Here is a 17,562-nt window from a genome sequence, read left to right on the forward strand (position 1 = left end):
GACTTTTGTATGAATCGTCATTGCGAGCGCAGCGAAGCAATCCAGGCGCGCGCCGTTGGATTGCTTCGCTGCGCTCGCAATGACGAAGCAAGTTAACATAAAGTCATCAAACTCTATGCCCTGACATGACCGCTTTGTCAGTGGCCATTCAGGAAAATGCCGTTAGGCTTCGCCGCCTATGCATTTTATCCCCCGCCGTTCGGCCGCTTCGCTTTCCGTCATCGCCCTGCTTTTGTCGGGCGCGCCACTGGCGGCGCGAACCGACACCGCACCCGCCGCCACGCAGGCGAACGCCAGCGGTCAGGCGCAGACCCGACCATGGCTCTACGAAAACAGCGATGTGCCGATCGATCCGGCCTGGCGTTTCGGCACTTTATCCAACGGCCTACGCTACGCTGTCCGGCGCAATGGCGTCCCGCCGGGGCAGGTGTCCGTCCGCCTGCGGATTGACGCCGGATCCCTGATGGAGCGGCCCGACGAGTTGGGCTACGCTCATTTCATCGAACATCTCTCCATGCGCGGATCGCGCCATGTGCCCGACGGCGAATCCAAACGCATCTGGCAGCGGCTGGGTGTTACCTTTGGCAGCGACAGCAATGCGCAGACCACGCCAACCGGCACCACCTATGCTCTCGATCTACCGCAGGCGACCCCGACGGCTCTGACGGAGAGCATGAAAATTCTATCGGGCATGATGACCGATCCCAATATTGTGGATAGCGCCGTCGATGCCGAACGCGCCGTGGTGCTCGCCGAACGGCGTGAAAGCGATGGCCCGCAAATGCGCATGTCCGACGCCAGTCGGCTGCATTTTTTCGCAGGCCAGCCGCTCGCCGACCATGCGCCGATCGGCACCGTGGCGACGCTGACCGCCGCGACCGCCGCCAAGGTGGAGGCGTTCCACCAGCGCTGGTATCGCCCGGAAAACGCCGTCATCTCGATCGCAGGCGATATCGACCCCGCGCAGGCCGAACAGCTCATCAAGGATAATTTTGCCAGTTGGGCCGTTCCCGGAAAGGGCGCGCCGCTGCCCGATTTCGGCGCGCCGGACGCCAAGCGGCCCGCAACGCGCGTGGTGGTGGAACCAGGCGTGCCGCTTGGTCTGACGCTGGCTTGGCTGCGGCCATGGACGCCCCATGCCGACACCATCGTTTATAATCAGGACAAGCTGACCGACATGCTGGCGCTGCAGATCATCAGCCGCCGGCTGGAGCAGGCGGCGCGCGCGGGCGGCAGCTTCCTGCAAGCAGGCGTCGAGCAGCAGGATGTCAGCCGCTCGGTCGACGGCACCTTCATGACGATCATTCCGACCGGCGAAAATTGGGAGAAGGCGCTGGCCGACGTGCGCGCCGTTGTGGAGGACGCGAAGGCGACGCCGCCCAGCGTGGCGGAGATCGAGCGCGAATATGCGCAGATGGATACCGCGCTCAATATCCAGGTCGAAAATGCGGATACGGAACCGGGCGCCAAGCAGGCCAGCGATCTCGTCAGCGCCGTGGACATTCGTGAAACCACCGTCAGCCCGCAGGCCGCCGTCGAGATTTTCCGGGCGGGCAAGCCTGCCATGACCCCGGAAAAAATCCTCGATTCCACCCGTCGTCTTTTCTCCGCAGGCGTATTCCGCGCGCTGATGGTCACGGGCAAGGTCCAGCCCGGCCTCGACGCCAAGCTCGCCGCCGCGGTCGCTGCGCCGGTGAAGGCGGCCACCAACGCCCGTCTCGCCGACAAGGCGGTGACCATGGACGACCTGCCCAAGCTCGGCCCGCCCGGAACGGTCGTGTCGCGGACCCCGGTCGGGCTTCAAGGCATGGAAAGCATCGCCTTTGCCAACGGCGTCAAGCTGACCCTCTTCGCCAATGATGCGGAAACCGAAAAGGTGCGGATCAACGTCCGCTTCGGCCATGGGCAGCAGGCTTTCTCGCCGACCAAGCCGGTCGCCAGCTGGGCTGGTGATTATGCGCTGGTGGCGGGCGGCATCGGTAAGCTGGGCCAGCGCGAACTGGACGACCTGACCAACGGCCGCCGCATGGGCATGGATTTCTCGATCGACGACGACGCTTTTGAGATGCAGGCCGTGACCCGTCCCGCCGACTATCGCGATCAACTGCGCCTCTTCGCGACCAAGCTGGCTGAGCCGGGCTGGGACCCGGCGCCGCTTGCGCGGGTGAAGACTGGCGCGATCGTCGCCTATGACGCCATGTCGCGCGCGCCGGACTCGGTGCTGGGCCGCGATCTCAACTGGCTGTTGCATGACAAGGATGTGCGTTTCCGCACCCCGTCGCGCGCGGAGATAGAAGCGCTCACGCCGCAGGCGTTCCGCGCGACTTGGGAACCGATCCTCGCTTCCGGGCCGATCGAGGTGCAGATTTTCGGCCAGGTAAAGGCCGACGAGGCGATCCAGGCGGTCGCCGCGACCTTCGGCGCTCTGCCGGCCCGGCCTGACGTGCCCGTTCCCCCGATCAACCGGGCGATGCGCTTCCCCGCCCATGTCGAAACCCCGGTTGTTCTGCGGCACAAGGGCGATAAGGAACAGGCGGCGGCGGTCATGGCCTGGCCGACGGCGGGTGGCTTCGAACTGCAAAAGGAAGCACGCCAGTTAGAGATATTGACCCAGATTTTCAACGACCGCCTGTTCGACAAGCTGCGCTCTACCGAAGGCGCGGCCTACTCGCCCAGCGTCCAGAATAACTGGCCCTTCTCCTACGAAAGCGGCGGCTACATCCTGGTCACCAGCCAGGTCCGGCCCGACAAGATCGCCTATTTCTACAGCGTGGTGAAGGACACGGCGGCCGATCTCGCCAAGACGCTGGTCAGCGATGACGAACTGCAACGCGCCGTCGCGCCGATGCGGCAGTTGCTGATGCGGGCCAGCACCGGCAACGCCTTCTGGATGAACCAGATGGAGGGCACGACCCATGACGCACGCTATGTCGATGCGATGAAAAACATGTCTCAGGACATGCTCACCGTCACGCCTGCGCAATTGCAGGCGCTCGCGGCGAAATATCTGGTGCCGGGGAAGAGCTGGTCGACGGTCGTCCTGCCCGAAGGGGTGACGGCGCGCTGATCGCGCCGCCCCGCATCACGCTGGTTCGTGAATCTCCATCAACTGTTCGTAGAGGCGGACATATTCCAGGTGGAGGTCGCGGATCGCGGGATTGGTGGATTGCGCTGCGAGTTCGCGGTTCCTTTCCAGCCGTTCCGCGAAATAGCGCCGGTCAAAACAAGGCGTCGTTTTCATTCATGGCCTCCCATCATGGTCGGGCGGATAAATGGATTAGACATCAATAAGTTGCGCTGGCCTATGAGGGTGCGCACGCCGTGCGGCAGATGGTGATCCTGGTGCGGTAGGGTGGTGTAGTGGATTAGCCGGCCCTCGCGCGCGGACCGTGCTAGCGCCGCGCGTCATTATGGCATCGCGACAGGACGGTTGCGCTCATGGCCCTGCCGGCAGTGGCCCGAACCGGTCGGATACAGCCCGCCGGGCTTTACGCCTTGCGCTGCCAGGCATGAGCCTACGCGCGGGGCGAAAGCGCTAAACTCCGCGCAGCGCGGCGACGATCATCTGTGCGGTGCGCTGGGCGGCGCTGCTCGCCGACAGCCGTGGCCGCGACAGGCTGCGGTGGCCCAGCCCGAAAAGGCAGGCAAGGATCATTTCCTCCGCGGCGTCCAGCGCATCGCCGGACAGCTTGTCATTGGCCGCGCAGGCGAAATAGCGTATGTAGGTGCGGAACCGCTGGCACATCGCGCCAATCGTGTCGGCGACGGCGGGGTTGCGGAAACTTTCGGCCAATATGTCAAAGGACAGGGCCTCGTCTTTCTCGTCGATCGTATGCAACAGCAATTGTTCGAACGTCTCCTCTATCGTCAATTCATCCGAATCCAGCCGCGCCTGAATCTCCGCCATTTCAAGGCACCACTCATCCGCATCGTCATGGACCAGCGCCTCGATTATATCTTCCTTGCTCTTGAACAGGCGGTATATCTGGCCAACCGAAACCTGGGCGGCAACTGCCAGTTCGGCCATAGCGGTCTGGTGAAATCCATGGCTGTCGAATAAGCTACGGGCGGCCGTCAAAATGCGCACACGACCGTTTTTTTCTTGCTGCACTGCAACCACGTCCACCCCTTCAACATTTTTTGCCTCTTGAAATCCCATAGCCATGATCGTACCTGCCCGGCAAGCGGAATGAATGTTCATTCCATATCTTTGATCCCTAATTCGAAACGGATATTCAAACGATGCAAAAGGGGACAATCATCGGTCTGCTGGCGTGCGCGTCGGCTCTGGCGCTAAGCGGCTGCGGCGAAAGTCCGCCACCAGCGCCTCCGCCGCCTGCCGTTGGCGTGGTCACGCTCAAGGTCGAATCGGCGCCGCTGATCAATGAACTTCCGGGCCGAATTGTCGCATTCGAGACCGCCGAAGTGCGACCCCAGATCAGCGGCGTCATCCGTCGTCGCCTGTTCCAGGAAGGCGGCAATGTCCGCGCCGGTCAGCTTCTTTACGAAATCGATGATGCGCCCTATCGCGCCGCGCTGGCCCAGGCGCAGGGTTCGCTCGCGCGCGCCAATGCCGCGATCCGATCGACCGGGTTGCAGGCGCAGCGCTACAAAGATCTCGTCGGCATCAACGCTGTCAGCCGCCAGGAATATGATGACGCGGACGCCGCGGCCCAACAGGCGCGCGCCGATGTTGCAGCGCAACGTGGCGCAGTCCAGGCGGCGCAGGTAAATCAGAATTTCACCCGCATCCGCGCGCCCATTTCAGGCCGGATCAGCCGCTCGCTCTTTACGCCCGGCGCCCTGGTGCAGGCGGGGCAGGCCGACGCGCTCACGACGATTCAGCGCACGGATACTGTCTATGTCGATGTCTCGCAGTCGGCCGCACAGATCATCGACCTCAAGCAGGCGATGAAGAGCGGCGGCGTCAGCCAGGCCGATGGCGCGCGTATCCAGTTGCTGCTGCCCAATGGCAGCGTCTATCCGATCGAGGGCCGCCTGCAATTTTCCGAAGTCACCGTCGATCCCACATCAGGCGCGGTAACCTTGCGCGCCACCTTCCCCAACCCCGATGGCCTGTTGCTGCCCGGCATGTATGTCCGCGCAAAGCTGGTGGAGGGGCAGCGGACGCAAGCGATCCTGGCGCCGCAACAGGGCATCAGTCGCGATCCCCGTGGCCGGGCGACCGCCATGGTCGTGGGCAAGGATAGTAAGGTCGAAATACGCCAGGTGACGGTCGATCGCGCCGTCGGCGACAAGTGGATCGTGACGGGCGGTCTGAAGGCTGGTGACCGGTTGATCGTCGAAGGGCTCGTGAACCTGCGTCCCGGCACGGTCGTCAAGCCCGGCGCGCCGCAACAGGTAACGGCGACCCAGGCCGACGGGCAAAAGGGCGCGCCGTCGGCCCAGGGCGGGGCGAACTAAACCATGGCCCGCTATTTTATCGACCGACCCATTTTCGCATGGGTCATCGCCATAGTCATCATGCTCGCGGGCCTGCTCGCGATGCGGTCGCTGCCGGTCGCGCAGTTCCCCGAAATCGCGCCGCCCGCGGTCACCATCGCCACCAGCTATCCCGGTGCCAACGCGCAAACGCTGGAAAGCACCACCACCCAGATTATCGAGCAACAGCTCAAGGGCATCGACAATCTGCGCTATTTCTCCTCGACCAGCGACGGGTCGGGCAATCTCAACATCACCTTGACCTTCGAACAGGGCACCGATCCCGACATTGCCCAGGTGCAGGTGCAGAATAAATTGTCGCAGGCGACGCCGCTCCTGCCGCAGGAAGTGCAGCAGCAGGGTCTGCGCGTCGGCAAGTCGACCTCCAGCTTCCTGCTCATCATGGCGGTCTATGCCGATGACGGCATCCACGACCAGGAGGACGCGGCCGACTTTATCGCGTCCAATCTGCAAGACCCGATCAGCCGCGTGACCGGCGTGGGCGATACGCAATTGTTCGGCTCGCAATATGCGATGCGCATCTGGCTCGATCCCTACAAGATGGCCAATCTGGGCGTCACCACCGGCGACGTGAAGTCCGCGATCACCGCCGAGAATGCGCAGGTTTCCGCCGGTCAAATCGGCGGATCGCCCTCGCCCAAGGGGCAGGCGCTCAACGCCACCGTCACCGCTCAGTCGCGCCTGCGCACGCCGGAGGAGTTTCGCAACATCCGCTTGCGCAGCAACAGCGACGGCTCCGTGGTGCTCATGTCCGATGTGGCGCGTGTCGAACTGGGCGCGGAAAATTACGGCTTCGGCGTAAAATTCCAGGGCCATCCGGCATCGGGTTTCGGCGTCAAGCTGGCGCCGGGCGCCAACGCGCTCGATACGGTGCAGGCGGTCAAGGACCGCGTCGATCAGCTGTCGAAGAATTTCCCCACCTGGGTGAAATATGACTTCCCGGTCGACAATTCGACCTTCGTCAAGCTGTCGGTCGAACAGGTCATCCATACCCTGTTCGAAGCCGTGCTGCTGGTCTTCGTCGTCATGTTCCTGTTCCTGCAAAACTGGCGCGCGACCTTGATCCCGACGATCGCGGTGCCGGTGGTGCTGCTGGGGTCGCTGGCGATACTAAGTGCGGCCGGTTTCACCATCAACACGCTGACCCTGTTCGGCATGGTGCTGGCGATCGGTCTGCTGGTCGACGATGCGATCGTCGTCGTCGAAAATGTCGAACGTCTAATCCAGGACGAAGGGCTCAGCCCCAAGGAAGCTGCGCGCAAGTCGATGGACGAGATTAGCGGCGCGCTGATCGGCATCGGTCTTGTCCTGTCGGCCGTGTTCCTGCCGATGGCTTTCTTCGGCGGCTCGACCGGCGTCATCTTCCGCCAGTTCTCGATCACGATCGTTTCGTCGATGATCCTCTCGGTGCTGGTGGCGTTGATCCTGACCCCGGCGCTGTGCGCCACCATCCTCAAACCCGCATCGGCCGGACATAGCTGGAACGGGCCGATCGGCTCAGTCTTCGGCCGATTCTTCGACTGGTTCAACCGCACGTTCGACAAGGGTGTGGTCCGTTATGGCCAGGGCGTCGAAAAGGTGGAACGGCGTTGGGGCCGCACCATGCTGGCCTTTGGTCTGATCGTGGTCGGCATGGCCTTCATCTTCCTGCGCCTGCCCAGCGGCTTCCTGCCGGATGAGGATCAGGGCATCATCATCAACCAGGTTTCTTTGCCAGCCGGGTCCACGCTGGAGGAAACGGAGCGCGCTCTGGCCAGAATGCGCGACCATTATATGGTGGATGAAAAGAAGAATGTCTCGGCGGTCTTCACCATCGCCGGCTTCGGTTTTGTCGGCCAGGGTCAGAATGTGGGCATCGTCTTTTCCCGCATGAAGGATTGGAAGGACCGCAAGGGCGCCGACAATCAGGTGCCTGCCATCGCCCTGCGCGCCAATATGGCGTTCCAGAAGATCTCGTCAGGCATGGCGTTCGCCTTCGTGCCGCCTGCGGTGCAGGAACTGGGCAACGCATCGGGCTTTGACTTCCAACTGCTCGACCAGGGCAATCTGGGTCATGAGAAGCTGCTGGCCGCGCGCAACCAGTTGCTGGGCATGGCCATGGGCGACAAGCGTCTGGCGCAGGTCCGCCCTAACGGTCTGGAGGATACGCCGCAGCTCAAGCTGAACGTCGATCAGGCAGCGGCGGGCGCGCTGGGTATTGCCCAGGCCGACGTCAACGACACGATCAGCACCAATCTGGGCGGCGCCTATGTCAACGACTTCATCGATCGTGATCGCGTGAAGCGGGTCTATGTTCAGGCCGATGCGCCCTTCCGCACCTCGCCAGACGCCATCAACGCCTTCCATGTGCGCGGCAGCAGCGGGGCGATGGCACCGCTGTCGGCCTTCTCCACCACTGAATGGGTGCAGGGTCCGGCCCGTCTGGAACGGTTCAACGGCGTTCCGTCGATGAACATTCAGGGTGCACCGGCTCCCGGCGTGTCCAGCGGCACGGCGATGCAGGCCATGGAGGAATATGCCGCCAAGCTGCCCGCCGGCATCGGCTACAGCTGGAACGGCATTTCCTATGAGGAACGCACCTCCGGTGGTCAGGCGCCCTATGTCTATGCGCTCTCCATGCTGATCGTGTTCCTCTGCCTCGCGGCGCTCTATGAAAGCTGGTCCGTGCCCATCGCGGTGATGCTGGTGGTGCCGCTGGGCGTGCTGGGCGCGGTGATCGCGGCCACGCTCGCGGGGCTGGATAACGACATCTACCTGCAAGTCGGTCTCATCACGACCATCGGCGTTTCTGCCAAGAACGCGATCCTGATCGTGGAGTTCGCCGAAGAGAAGATGCGCGAGGGGATGTCGCCGGCAAAGGCGGCGCTGGAAGCCGGCAAATTGCGCCTGCGGCCGATCCTGATGACCAGCTTCGCTTTCATCTTTGGCGTGCTGCCCTTGGCCCTATCGAACGGCGCGGGCGCAGGCGGTCAGAATGCGATCGGTTGGGCCGTGGTCGGCGGCATGTTGTCGGCCACGCTGCTGGCGATATTCTTCGTCCCCGTCTTCTTCACCGTCGTCAAGCGGCTGTTCCGTGAACATCATAATCATGAGGCGGACGGCGATCGGGCGACCCCCAACGCCCCGCAGGAGGCTTGAAAACCATGCGCAACGTAAAAGCGCTGGGCGCCGTCACTCTCTCGCTGGCCCTGGCCGCCTGCGACATGGCACCCAAATATGTGCGGCCGGAACTGTCGGTGCCCGCGACCAGTCCGCAAGGTCCAGCCTATGCCGTCGACGGTGGGCAGGGCGCAGCGGTAACGGCGGATACCGGCTGGCGCGATTTCTTCACCGACGCCCGTCTGGCGCGCGTGATCGAAACCGCGCTGGCCAATAACCGCGATCTTCGTCTTGCGGTCGCCAATGTTGAACAGGCGCGCGCGCAATATAAGGTGCAGCGGGCCGATCTGCTGCCCACCGTCGCGGGCACGGGTACGGCGACCTATTCGGAACAACCGCTGGTCCAGTTCGGGCAGAGCCAGCGCTTGAACACCGACGTCTATCAGGCGCAACTGGGCATCTCGTCCTGGGAAATCGACCTGTTCGGCCGGGTTCGCAACCTGACCAAGGCGGCGCAGGAGCAATATTTCGCGAGCGTCGAAAACCGCAACGCGGCGCAGATCGCGTTGATCGCGGAAACTGCCAATGCCTGGCTCGCCATGGCCGCGGACCAGGAACGGCTGCGCATCGCCCGCGATCTGGAACAGGCTTTCGGCAAGACGTTGGAACTGAACAAGGCGCGCTTCGCCAAGGGGATCGCGTCGGAGCTGGAAGTGCGACAGGCGCAGACCAGCTACGATCAGGCTCGCTCGGATATCGCTCAGGCAACGACGCTTGTGGCGCAGGATCAAAATGCGCTCAACCTTCTGGCGGGCACGACCGTCCCGGCGGCCGACCTGCCGGATGCCTTGCCGCAGACAGGCGCGACGTTGGAAAATCTGCCGGCGGACATTGCGTCCGACGTCCTGCTGCGTCGTCCCGACATCGCATCGGCGGAACATCAACTGCTTGGCGCAAACGCCAATATTGGTGCGGCGCGGGCGGCATTCTTCCCGAATGTCTCGCTGACGGCGGCGCTCGGCACGGTCAGCCTGGGCCTGTCCGGCCTGTTCAAATCGGGCAGCGACACATGGTCGGTCGCGCCCAGCGCAACGCTACCGATTTTCGATTTCGGTCGGAACAAGAATAATCTGCGCTACGCCAGGGCGACCTATGATGCGATGCTCGCCACCTATGAAAAAAGCGTACAGACCGGTTTCCGTGAAGTCGCCGATGCGCTTGCCCGCCGCGGCACTATGAGCCAGCAACTTGAAGCGCAGACGTCGCTGCGCGATTCCGCCAAGGTCGCCTACATGCTGTCCGAAGCGCGTTTCCGCTATGGTGTGGACAGTTTCCTGACCACGCTGGATTCGCAGCGTTCGCTATACAATGCGGAGCAGAGCCTGCTCACCACCCGCCTAACCCGCGCCAGCAACATCGTCGAATTGTATCGCGCCATGGGCGGCGGCCTGAAATAGGCTTTGGCCGCAAGCTGCGGGAAGCAACGCCGATCGATCTCCGCTATGGACTTGGGTGCATAGCGGAGACGACAATGACCCTGGACTACAGTATTTTCCCCTCGCCGGTCGGCGCACTGACACTGGTGGCGAGTGATACCGGCCTCGTTGCTATCTTATGGGAAGATGACGATCCGGCTCGCGTCAGGCTGCCAGCACGGCAAGAACGGATCGATCATCCCATCCTGCTGATGGCGCACGCGCAACTTACGGACTATTTCGCGGGCACGCGGCGTGCCTTCACCATCCCGCTCGACTTTCGCGGCACGCCTTTTCAGCAACTGATCTGGGCGGCGCTGCTCGATATACCCTTCGGCGAGACGCGCAGCTATGGCGACATCGCCCACGCCATCGGCCGCCCCACGGCATCCCGCGCCGTCGGCGCAGCCAATGGCCGCAACCCCATCTCGATCATCGCCCCCTGCCACCGCGTCGTCGGCGCGAACGGGGCGCTGACCGGCTTTGCCGGCGGCATGGAAACCAAGCGCTGGCTGCTCGATTTCGAACGGAGCATGTCAGCGGTGAGATAGGAGGGTTGCACATTGAACCCGTCAGGGCTCGCAAGGCCGAGCGGTCGCCCGATCCTATACGAAAAGCCGGGGTCACGGATATGACCGCCCGGCGATTAAGGAAAAAAACTGGTGCACCCAACTGGATTCGAACCAGTGGCCTTTGCCTTCGGAGGGCAACGCTCTATCCAGCTGAGCTATGGGTGCATGACGCTGGTCAGGAGGCGCGGGTAGCAAAGTCCATCGCGCTGCGCCAGCGTCAAAATCGCCCCGACCGATCTTATTTCGGGGCCTTCTCCATCGGCTGGAACTTGCCCAGGCCGCAACTTGCGCCCTGTTGCAATCCGGGGCCACCATTCCACAGCACGGTGATGATATCGACCGAGCAAAGCTGCGACAGGCTGGTCTTATAGAGGAAGCGCTTCTCGAAGCCCAGGCTGGGGCAACTATTGGGCAATATGTTGCGATAGACCTTGTTGCCATTCATGATGAAATCGATCGTGCGGTCGTCGCGGACATTGGTCGATCGGATCGACTGGATTGGCACGCAACTGACTGGCTCGCCCTTGGCCACATAACGGTCTGGCTTGTCCTTGGCGATGGCGGGCAGGGCGGCGCAGGCCAGCGCCAGGCCCAGTGCGAGCCGGGCAGGGGCAAAGATGGACATGGCTTCTCTCCTCATATTATGCCGAATCGACGGCACAACGCGTCTATTTCCGTCTGACGGATAACGCGCCAAGGCTGAACAGCGGGAGAACGGACGCGAGCTTAGGCGGCCTTCGGAGACACCGTCTTCGGCGCGGGCGTCTTGGGCTTGAACCGGCACAGGTCGGCAACGATGCAGCGCCAACATTCGGGTCGCCGCGCCTTGCACACATAACGGCCATGCAGGATCAGCCAGTGATGCGCGTCGCGGCGGAACGGGCCCGGCACATGCTTGTCCAACTTCTGCTCGACCGCCAGCACGGTCTTGCCCGGCGCCAGCCCCGTCCGATTGCCGACGCGAAAGATGTGGGTATCGACCGCGAACGTCTCCTGTCCAAAGGCGGTGTTGACCACGACATTGGCGGTCTTGCGCCCGACGCCGGGCAGGGTGGTCAACGTGTCGCGATCCTCCGGCACTTCGCCACCAAAATCACGCACCAATATCTCCGACAGGCCTATGACATTCTTCGCCTTGGTATTGAACAGGCCGATCGTCCTGATATGTGCCTTCAATCCCTCTTCGCCCAGATCGACCATCTGCTGCGGCGTCTGTACCGCGCGAAACAGCGCCCGTGTGGCCTTGTTGACGCCGACATCGGTCGCCTGCGCCGACAGCGTCACCGCGACCAGCAACTGATAGGGATTGCCATATTCCAGCTCCGTCACCGGCGCGGGATTGGCTTCGGCGAGCCGGCTGAAAAAGTCGAAGATATCGGCCTTTTTCATCTACAGCCCCAACACGCCCTTCATGTCGTAACGGCCGGCCGGTTGCCCCACCAGCCAGCGCGCCGCCTTCACCGCCCCGCGTGCGAAGATGGTGCGGTTTTCCGCGCGATGACCAATCTCGATCCGCTCGCCTTCGGCCGCAAAGATCACCTGATGATCGCCCGCGACCGATCCGCCGCGCACCGCGGCAAAGCCGATCGCGCCCTGCGCCCGCGCGCCCGTAATGCCGTCGCGCCCGCGTTCGCTATGCTGCGCCAGCGCGATCCCGCGCCCCCGCGCCGCCGCCTCGCCCAACAGCAGCGCCGTCCCGGACGGCGCATCGACCTTGTGCCGATGATGCATCTCGACGATCTCGATATCCCAGTCATCGCCCAGGCCCGCCGCCGCCTGCTCGACCAGCGCGGCGAGCAGGTTGACGCCCAGCGACGTATTCCCCGTCTGCAACACCGGAATATGCCTGGCCGCCTCATCGATCAAAGCATGATGCACCGGCTCCAGGCCGGTCGTGCCAATCAGGATCGGTTTGCGCGCCGCGATACACGCGTCCAGATGCCCGCTGAGCGCACCCGGCACCGAAAAATCGATCAATACTTCGCTCGCCTGCGCCAGCGCCAGCGGATCGGCGGTCATGGCGATGCCCGGCGCGATCTCGCCCACGGAATCGCGATCGGTGCCGCCCGCAATGCCCAGGCCCGCATCGGCCGCCGCCTGCGCGATCGCCCGGCCCATCCGCCCCGCCGCCCCGAAAATGCCGATCGTCGTCATAATCCACGCTTCCGTTACCATAGAGTGGTCCGGCGGATGCCAGAGCGGAACGGCTTTGTCATCCCTTGCCACGTCTTCTAAAAGCCGGTCATGACCCATGACATCCACAACATCGTCATCCTCACCGGCGCCGGCATTTCCGCCGAGAGCGGCCTCGCCACCTTCCGCGGTCCCGATGGCCTGTGGGAGGGGCACCGCGTCGAAGATGTCTGCACCCCCGAAGCGCTGGCCCGCGACGAAGCGCTGGTCCATCGATTTTACGACGAACGGCGTGCCAAGCTGGCGGAGGTCCAGCCCAATGCCGCGCACCAGGCGCTGGCCGCGCTCGATGCCGCATGGCCGGGCAACCTGCTGATCGTCACCCAGAATGTCGATGACCTGCATGAACGGGCAGGGGCCAAGCGCCTTATCCACATGCATGGCGAACTTAAATCGGCGCTTTGCGCAGCCTGTGGTAAGGCGGTCCCCTGGGCCGAAGCCTTGCCGCCCGGCGCGCCCTGCGACGGGTGCCACCAGCCGGCTTTGCGCCCCGACATCGTCTTCTTCGGCGAAATGCCGTACGAGATGGACCGGATCGACGCGGCCGTGCGCGACGCGGACCTGTTCGTGTCGATCGGCACGTCAGGCGCGGTCTATCCGGCGGCGGGTTTCGTCCAGACCGCCCGCCATGTCGGCGCACGCACGCTGGAACTCAATCTCGATCCGTCGGCCGGCAGCATCTATTTCCACGAAACGCGTCTCGGCGCGGCAAGCGTGCTGGTGCCGGACCTCGTGCGGGACTTGTTGGCTTAAAAAGGGAAACCCCCTCGCATTGCCCGCCGCTTATAGTATAGCGCGGCCTTTCCCCACAACCGCGCGGAGCGATCGGTGATTACTGTCCAGCGGGTGGCCAAGGCTGCCGGCAAGCATCTGACGAAAACGGCGCTGAAACTGCGCAAGGCGTTGGGCGCGCGCGCCACCCGCAGCTGCCCGGCCTGCGGTTCTGCCGTGGTCGGCTTCTTCCGCTATGGCGATAACCCGGAATGGGGCTGCCCGGCCTGCGGCGCGTCCCCGCGCGAGCGGCTGATGAACTGGCTGATCCAGCAGGGCACGCTCAAGGTGCCGACAGACGGCGCGATCCTGCACATGGCCCCGAACGAAGCCAGCCTGGTCCGCCGCTTCTCCACTGCCGCCGATTACACCCCCGCCGATCTAGACCCATCGCGCTACACCGTCGCCAACATGGCCCAAGTCGATCTGATGGACCTCTCCGACAGCGACCGCTACGACCTCTTCTACGCCAGCCATGTGATGGAGCATGTGCCCGATGACCGGGCCGTGCTGCGCAACATCCATCGCGCCCTCAAGCCCGGCGGCGAAGCCTGGCTGATCGTGCCATTATGGGACAGGCCGACCGAGGATGGCAGCTTCGACATACCGCCGCGCGAACGCGAACGCCGCTTTGGCCAATGGGATCATGTCCGCCAATATGGCCCCGATTTCGCCGACCGCATCCGCGCCGCCGGCTTCGATCTGGAAGAAATCACCGCCGCCGCGATCGACACCGACACGCGCCATTTCCACGGCCTGGACGATCGCCTGTTCCGCGCGCGCAAGCCGGGTGGAGAACCCGCACGGTGAGCCGCCTCGCGCGGCTGGAAGGGTCCGCCCGCTTCCTGGCGCTGGTGAAGCTCGCCAATGTCGGGCTGGTGCTGATCTGGGGCTTCGCGGTCACCTTCGTCTTCGTGCGCGTCCTGCCCATCGCGGAGTTTCAGGCGTTCCTGCTGCTGGTCGCCTTTGGCAATTTCACCATCTCGGCCGAATTTGGCCTTACCAGCATTATCTATGCCCGGCTGCGCCGTCATTGGCTGGGTGGTGCAGAAGGTGATGGCGGTTTCCGGCTGGAGGAAATGGGCGTCCTCTTCTTCTTCCTGGGCCTGCTGGTTGTGGGCGCCAGCCTGATCCTGATTGCCGCGCTGGCCTTGGGCTGGCTCTCGACCGGCCTGCCTTTGCTCTTCCTGCTCTTCTTCCTCTCCGCCTGCCTCAACCTCCCGGCCTTGCTCGCCAAGCGGGCGCTGGCGGCGGTCGATGGCAATTTCCTTTGGGAAGGGCTGGATTGCGCGCGGCGCGTGGTGACGATCGCCCTGTTGCTGGCGATGCTCGCCGGCATGGACCCGCGCCTGTCGGTGGCGCTGCAACTGGGCGTCAGCATCGTCGTGATCGGCTATGCGATCGGCCATGTCCATCGCCGTCTGGACATGAAGCGCAGCCACTGGCTCGCCTTCCGCGTCGGCGGCGGGCATGTCCGCGCCCATTATCTGCGCGACATCGGCGCGTCGGCCGCCTTCACCGTCTCCGATATCGTCGCCTACAACGCGCCCTATTTCACGATCGCGCTCGTGACCAGCGATCCCCGGCCGATGCTGGTCTTCGATTTCTTCTTCAAGATGTCCAGATCGCTGTCCATGTTGGTCCGCGCGACGGTGGAGGCCGCCCTGCCGCGCATCACCCGCGCCTATCATGCCGGTGACCGCGCCCGTCTGCGCCACTTGCTGGGACGCGCGCTCGGCGCGGCGATGATCTTCGCGCTCGGCCTGTCCGCGGTGCTGCTGCTGGCGGGCGACCGGCTGTTCGCGATCCTGTTCGACGGTCGTGCGACGATCGACCGGGCGGATATCACCCTCATCATCGTGGCGCTCTTCGCACTGACTTTGCTCTGCGTTTCGGTCTATGTGCAGGCGGCGCTCGGCCGGTTCGCCGAACTCTTCGCCCGCTCGCTCCCCTTCCTTCTTGGCTCGTTGGCCAGTGCGCCGCTGGCGCTATTGCTTTGGCCGGACCCCTTCGATCTCGCCTTCCTCGGCCTTTATGCGCTCACCCTACTGGCGGTGGCCGGCCTGCACATTGTCTCGCTGCACAGGCTGATGTGCGCATGAAGGTCGCGATGCTCGATCCCTCGCTCTTCACCGGGCGCTACGATGACAGCCTGTGCGCCGCGCTGGCGGGGGAGGGCGCGGACGTCATCCTGCTCGGCCGCCCCATGCGCCCCACCGATGCGATCATGCCGATGGACTACGCCTACAAGACCAACTTCTTTCGCCGCAGCGAAGCCCTGCGCGCGCGCTTGGGCGAAGGCCTTGCCTTCCGCATCGCCAAGGCGGCGGAATATGCCCTCGCCTGCGCGTTGGGCGAGATCGGCCCGCTCACCGACGCCGCCATCGTCCACGCCCAGTGGCTCCCGCTTGCCCCGGCTGACGCGCTGTTGCTCAAACGGCTCAAAGGCCGCACCGCACTGGTCCACACCGTCCACAATGCCGACGCCTATCATGCCGATGCTGGCGTCCAGGGCCGCGGCTATCGCGCGCTGCTCGACCTGTTCGATGCCCTGATCGTCCATGGCGACACGACCCGCGCCGCGCTGGTCGGGCAGGGGATTGATTCCGCCCGCATCCATGTCGCCCCGCACCCGCCGATGCGCCTCGCCCCCGCAACCCCGTCCGACCTCGCCGCCATCCCGGTGCCCACAGCCCCGCGCCTGCTCTTCTTCGGCACCATCCGTCCCTATAAGGGCGTCGATATCCTCGTCGAAGCCTGCCTCCAGCTCTGGCGCGCGGGTCACGCCTTCGAACTGGTGCTGGCCGGCAAGCCCTTCATGGATGTAGCCCCTTTGCTCGACGCGGTAACCCAGGCCGGGTTCGCTGACCGCATCGTCACCGACTTCGGCTTCCTCACCGAATCCCGGCTCGACGCCCATATGGTCCGCGCCGACATGATCGCCTTCCCCTACCGCCATATCGATTCCAGCGGCGCTTTCCTCTCCGCGCTCCACCACGGCAAGGCGATGGTGACGTCGGACGCGGGCATGTTCGGCCAGTTGCCCGACGATGTCGCCGTCCGCGCCCGCGCAGGAAATGCGCCTGCGCTCGCCCAAGCCCTCTTGCCGCTGATCGAAAGCGCGGCCATCAGGCAAGGCCATGGCGCACGGGCGCGCGCCTATGGTGACGATATGGGGACTTGGAAGGACATGGCCGTGGCGACGATCGGCATCTATAAAACCGTGCTGGCCGGTGGCGCATGAACCGCTATCGCCGCGAACTCAGCGACCGCATCCTCGCCTTGCGCCTTGCCGCAGCAGGCCGGGTCCATCAATATCCCGAAATCCAGGCCTTGAAGCGCTTCCTCTCGGCTTTTGCGGTCGATTGCCTTTTCGACGTCGGCGCCAATCGCGGCCAATATGCGACGACGGCGCGCAGGGATGCAGGTTATAAGGGGCTGATCCTCTCGTTCGAACCGAACCCGAACGTCTTTGCCGAACTGCAAAAGCAGGCGGCGTCCGACCGGCACTGGCATGTCTTCAACATGGCCCTGTCCGATTTCGACGGCACGGCGAGTTTCAACATCATGGCCGCCGACCAGTTCAGCTCGCTCAAAAAGCCATCTGACGCGCAGGACGCTATCTTTGTCGACCGCAACAAGGTGACGAAGACGGTGGAGATGCAATGCCGCCGCCTCGACACGCTGCTGCCCGAACTGACGGCGCAGCATGGCTTTGCACGTCCCTTCCTGAAAATGGATACGCAGGGCCATGACCTCTCCGTCTGCGAAGGCGCAGGTGATGTCCTGACCACCATGCTGGGAATCCAGACCGAACTGGGCGTCCGCCCTATCTATGAAGGCGGCGCCGGTTATCGGGTGATGATCGACTGGTTGGAGGCGCGGGGCTTCGTGCCGTCCGCCTTCTTCGCCAATAATAAGGGGCATTTCCCAAAACTGGTCGAAATGGACGGCATTTTCGTCAACCGGACCCTGGTTCAGGCCTGACC

At 63.9% G+C, this 17,562-nt stretch carries 15 protein-coding genes and 1 tRNA gene; 10 read left to right on the top strand and 6 right to left on the bottom strand.

Going from position 1 to position 17,562, the window contains the following annotated elements; genetic code table 11:
- The first annotated feature begins 178 nt into the window (after positions 1-178).
- A complete protein-coding gene (locus CEQ44_RS12485) occupies positions 179-3,067 on the top strand; it encodes a pitrilysin family protein (RefSeq protein WP_088182720.1) in 2,889 nt (962 codons plus the stop codon).
- A 15-nt stretch (positions 3,068-3,082) separates the two neighbouring features.
- On the opposite strand, the gene CEQ44_RS24425 is transcribed toward CEQ44_RS12485, so the two are convergent.
- Complete coding sequence (locus CEQ44_RS24425) at positions 3,083-3,241, bottom strand: hypothetical protein (RefSeq protein WP_176400224.1); 159 nt, start codon at positions 3,239-3,241, stop codon at positions 3,083-3,085.
- Between the two features lie 294 nt (positions 3,242-3,535).
- The gene (locus CEQ44_RS12490; RefSeq protein ID WP_088182801.1) at positions 3,536-4,120 is read right to left on the bottom strand and encodes a TetR/AcrR family transcriptional regulator; all 585 of its coding nucleotides are present in this window, start codon (positions 4,118-4,120) and stop codon (positions 3,536-3,538) included.
- 122 nt (positions 4,121-4,242) lie between these two features.
- Between CEQ44_RS12490 and CEQ44_RS12495 the strand changes: the two genes are divergently transcribed.
- The 4 genes from CEQ44_RS12495 to CEQ44_RS12510 all read left to right on the top strand — a co-directional run bounded on the left by CEQ44_RS12495 (position 4,243) and on the right by CEQ44_RS12510 (position 10,588).
- On the top strand, positions 4,243-5,424 hold the full coding sequence (locus CEQ44_RS12495) for an efflux RND transporter periplasmic adaptor subunit (protein ID WP_088182719.1): 1,182 nt from the start codon (positions 4,243-4,245) through the stop codon (positions 5,422-5,424).
- A gap of 3 nt (positions 5,425-5,427) precedes the next feature.
- Complete coding sequence (locus CEQ44_RS12500) at positions 5,428-8,601, top strand: efflux RND transporter permease subunit (RefSeq protein WP_088182718.1); 3,174 nt, start codon at positions 5,428-5,430, stop codon at positions 8,599-8,601.
- A gap of 5 nt (positions 8,602-8,606) precedes the next feature.
- Complete coding sequence (locus tag CEQ44_RS12505; RefSeq protein WP_088182800.1) at positions 8,607-10,019, top strand: efflux transporter outer membrane subunit; 1,413 nt, start codon at positions 8,607-8,609, stop codon at positions 10,017-10,019.
- Positions 10,020-10,093: 74 nt separating this feature from the next.
- The gene (locus CEQ44_RS12510; protein WP_088182717.1) at positions 10,094-10,588 is read left to right on the top strand and encodes a methylated-DNA--[protein]-cysteine S-methyltransferase; all 495 of its coding nucleotides are present in this window, start codon (positions 10,094-10,096) and stop codon (positions 10,586-10,588) included.
- 109 nt (positions 10,589-10,697) lie between these two features.
- On the opposite strand, the gene CEQ44_RS12515 is transcribed toward CEQ44_RS12510, so the two are convergent.
- The 4 genes from CEQ44_RS12515 to dapB all read right to left on the bottom strand — a co-directional run bounded on the left by CEQ44_RS12515 (position 10,698) and on the right by dapB (position 12,763).
- A tRNA-Arg gene (locus tag CEQ44_RS12515) sits at positions 10,698-10,774 on the bottom strand.
- 73 nt (positions 10,775-10,847) lie between these two features.
- On the bottom strand, positions 10,848-11,234 hold the full coding sequence (locus CEQ44_RS12520) for a hypothetical protein (RefSeq protein WP_088182716.1): 387 nt from the start codon (positions 11,232-11,234) through the stop codon (positions 10,848-10,850).
- A gap of 101 nt (positions 11,235-11,335) precedes the next feature.
- Positions 11,336-11,998, bottom strand: coding sequence for an endonuclease III (gene nth / locus CEQ44_RS12525; RefSeq protein ID WP_088182715.1), 663 nt, complete (start codon positions 11,996-11,998; stop codon positions 11,336-11,338).
- Positions 11,999-12,763 (bottom strand): 4-hydroxy-tetrahydrodipicolinate reductase, encoded by a 765-nt coding sequence (gene dapB / locus CEQ44_RS12530; protein ID WP_088182714.1) that lies wholly within the window; start codon positions 12,761-12,763, stop codon positions 11,999-12,001.
- Between the two features lie 90 nt (positions 12,764-12,853).
- On the opposite strand from dapB, the gene CEQ44_RS12535 reads away from it, so the two are divergent.
- The 5 genes from CEQ44_RS12535 to CEQ44_RS12555 all read left to right on the top strand — a co-directional run bounded on the left by CEQ44_RS12535 (position 12,854) and on the right by CEQ44_RS12555 (position 17,560).
- Positions 12,854-13,555, top strand: coding sequence for an NAD-dependent deacylase (locus CEQ44_RS12535; protein WP_088182713.1), 702 nt, complete (start codon positions 12,854-12,856; stop codon positions 13,553-13,555).
- Between the two features lie 75 nt (positions 13,556-13,630).
- Positions 13,631-14,383, top strand: a complete 753-nt coding sequence (locus CEQ44_RS12540; RefSeq protein WP_088182712.1) for a methyltransferase domain-containing protein — start codon at positions 13,631-13,633, stop codon at positions 14,381-14,383.
- The gene (locus CEQ44_RS12545) at positions 14,380-15,675 is read left to right on the top strand and encodes a hypothetical protein (protein ID WP_176400223.1); all 1,296 of its coding nucleotides are present in this window, start codon (positions 14,380-14,382) and stop codon (positions 15,673-15,675) included. The genes CEQ44_RS12540 and CEQ44_RS12545 overlap by 4 nt, the downstream gene beginning before the upstream one ends.
- A complete protein-coding gene (locus CEQ44_RS12550; protein ID WP_088182711.1) occupies positions 15,672-16,817 on the top strand; it encodes a glycosyltransferase family 4 protein in 1,146 nt (381 codons plus the stop codon). The genes CEQ44_RS12545 and CEQ44_RS12550 overlap by 4 nt, the downstream gene beginning before the upstream one ends.
- Entirely contained in the window at positions 16,814-17,560 is a 747-nt protein-coding gene (locus CEQ44_RS12555; protein WP_088182710.1) for an FkbM family methyltransferase, read from the top strand. Before CEQ44_RS12550 ends, CEQ44_RS12555 begins: the two co-directional genes overlap by 4 nt.
- Positions 17,561-17,562: the final 2 nt, after the last annotated feature.

The sequence above is a fragment of the Sphingobium sp. Z007 genome (genome assembly GCF_900013425.1).
Classification (GTDB): domain Bacteria; phylum Pseudomonadota; class Alphaproteobacteria; order Sphingomonadales; family Sphingomonadaceae; genus Sphingobium.

What these genes read in the sequence shown, in the direction of transcription:
- CEQ44_RS12485 (WP_088182720.1), top strand. Translation starts at nt 179, where the DNA reads ATGCATTTTATCCCCCGCCGTTCGGCCGCTTCGCTTTCCGTCATCGCC.
- CEQ44_RS24425 (WP_176400224.1), bottom strand. Translation starts at nt 3,241, where the DNA reads ATGAAAACGACGCCTTGTTTTGACCGGCGCTATTTCGCGGAACGGCTG.
- CEQ44_RS12495 (WP_088182719.1), top strand. Translation starts at nt 4,243, where the DNA reads ATGCAAAAGGGGACAATCATCGGTCTGCTGGCGTGCGCGTCGGCTCTG.
- CEQ44_RS12500 (WP_088182718.1), top strand. Translation starts at nt 5,428, where the DNA reads ATGGCCCGCTATTTTATCGACCGACCCATTTTCGCATGGGTCATCGCC.
- CEQ44_RS12505 (WP_088182800.1), top strand. Translation starts at nt 8,607, where the DNA reads ATGCGCAACGTAAAAGCGCTGGGCGCCGTCACTCTCTCGCTGGCCCTG.
- CEQ44_RS12510 (WP_088182717.1), top strand. Translation starts at nt 10,094, where the DNA reads ATGACCCTGGACTACAGTATTTTCCCCTCGCCGGTCGGCGCACTGACA.
- CEQ44_RS12520 (WP_088182716.1), bottom strand. Translation starts at nt 11,234, where the DNA reads ATGTCCATCTTTGCCCCTGCCCGGCTCGCACTGGGCCTGGCGCTGGCC.
- nth (WP_088182715.1), bottom strand. Translation starts at nt 11,998, where the DNA reads ATGAAAAAGGCCGATATCTTCGACTTTTTCAGCCGGCTCGCCGAAGCC.
- dapB (WP_088182714.1), bottom strand. Translation starts at nt 12,763, where the DNA reads ATGACGACGATCGGCATTTTCGGGGCGGCGGGGCGGATGGGCCGGGCG.
- CEQ44_RS12535 (WP_088182713.1), top strand. Translation starts at nt 12,854, where the DNA reads ATGACCCATGACATCCACAACATCGTCATCCTCACCGGCGCCGGCATT.
- CEQ44_RS12550 (WP_088182711.1), top strand. Translation starts at nt 15,672, where the DNA reads ATGAAGGTCGCGATGCTCGATCCCTCGCTCTTCACCGGGCGCTACGAT.
- CEQ44_RS12555 (WP_088182710.1), top strand. Translation starts at nt 16,814, where the DNA reads ATGAACCGCTATCGCCGCGAACTCAGCGACCGCATCCTCGCCTTGCGC.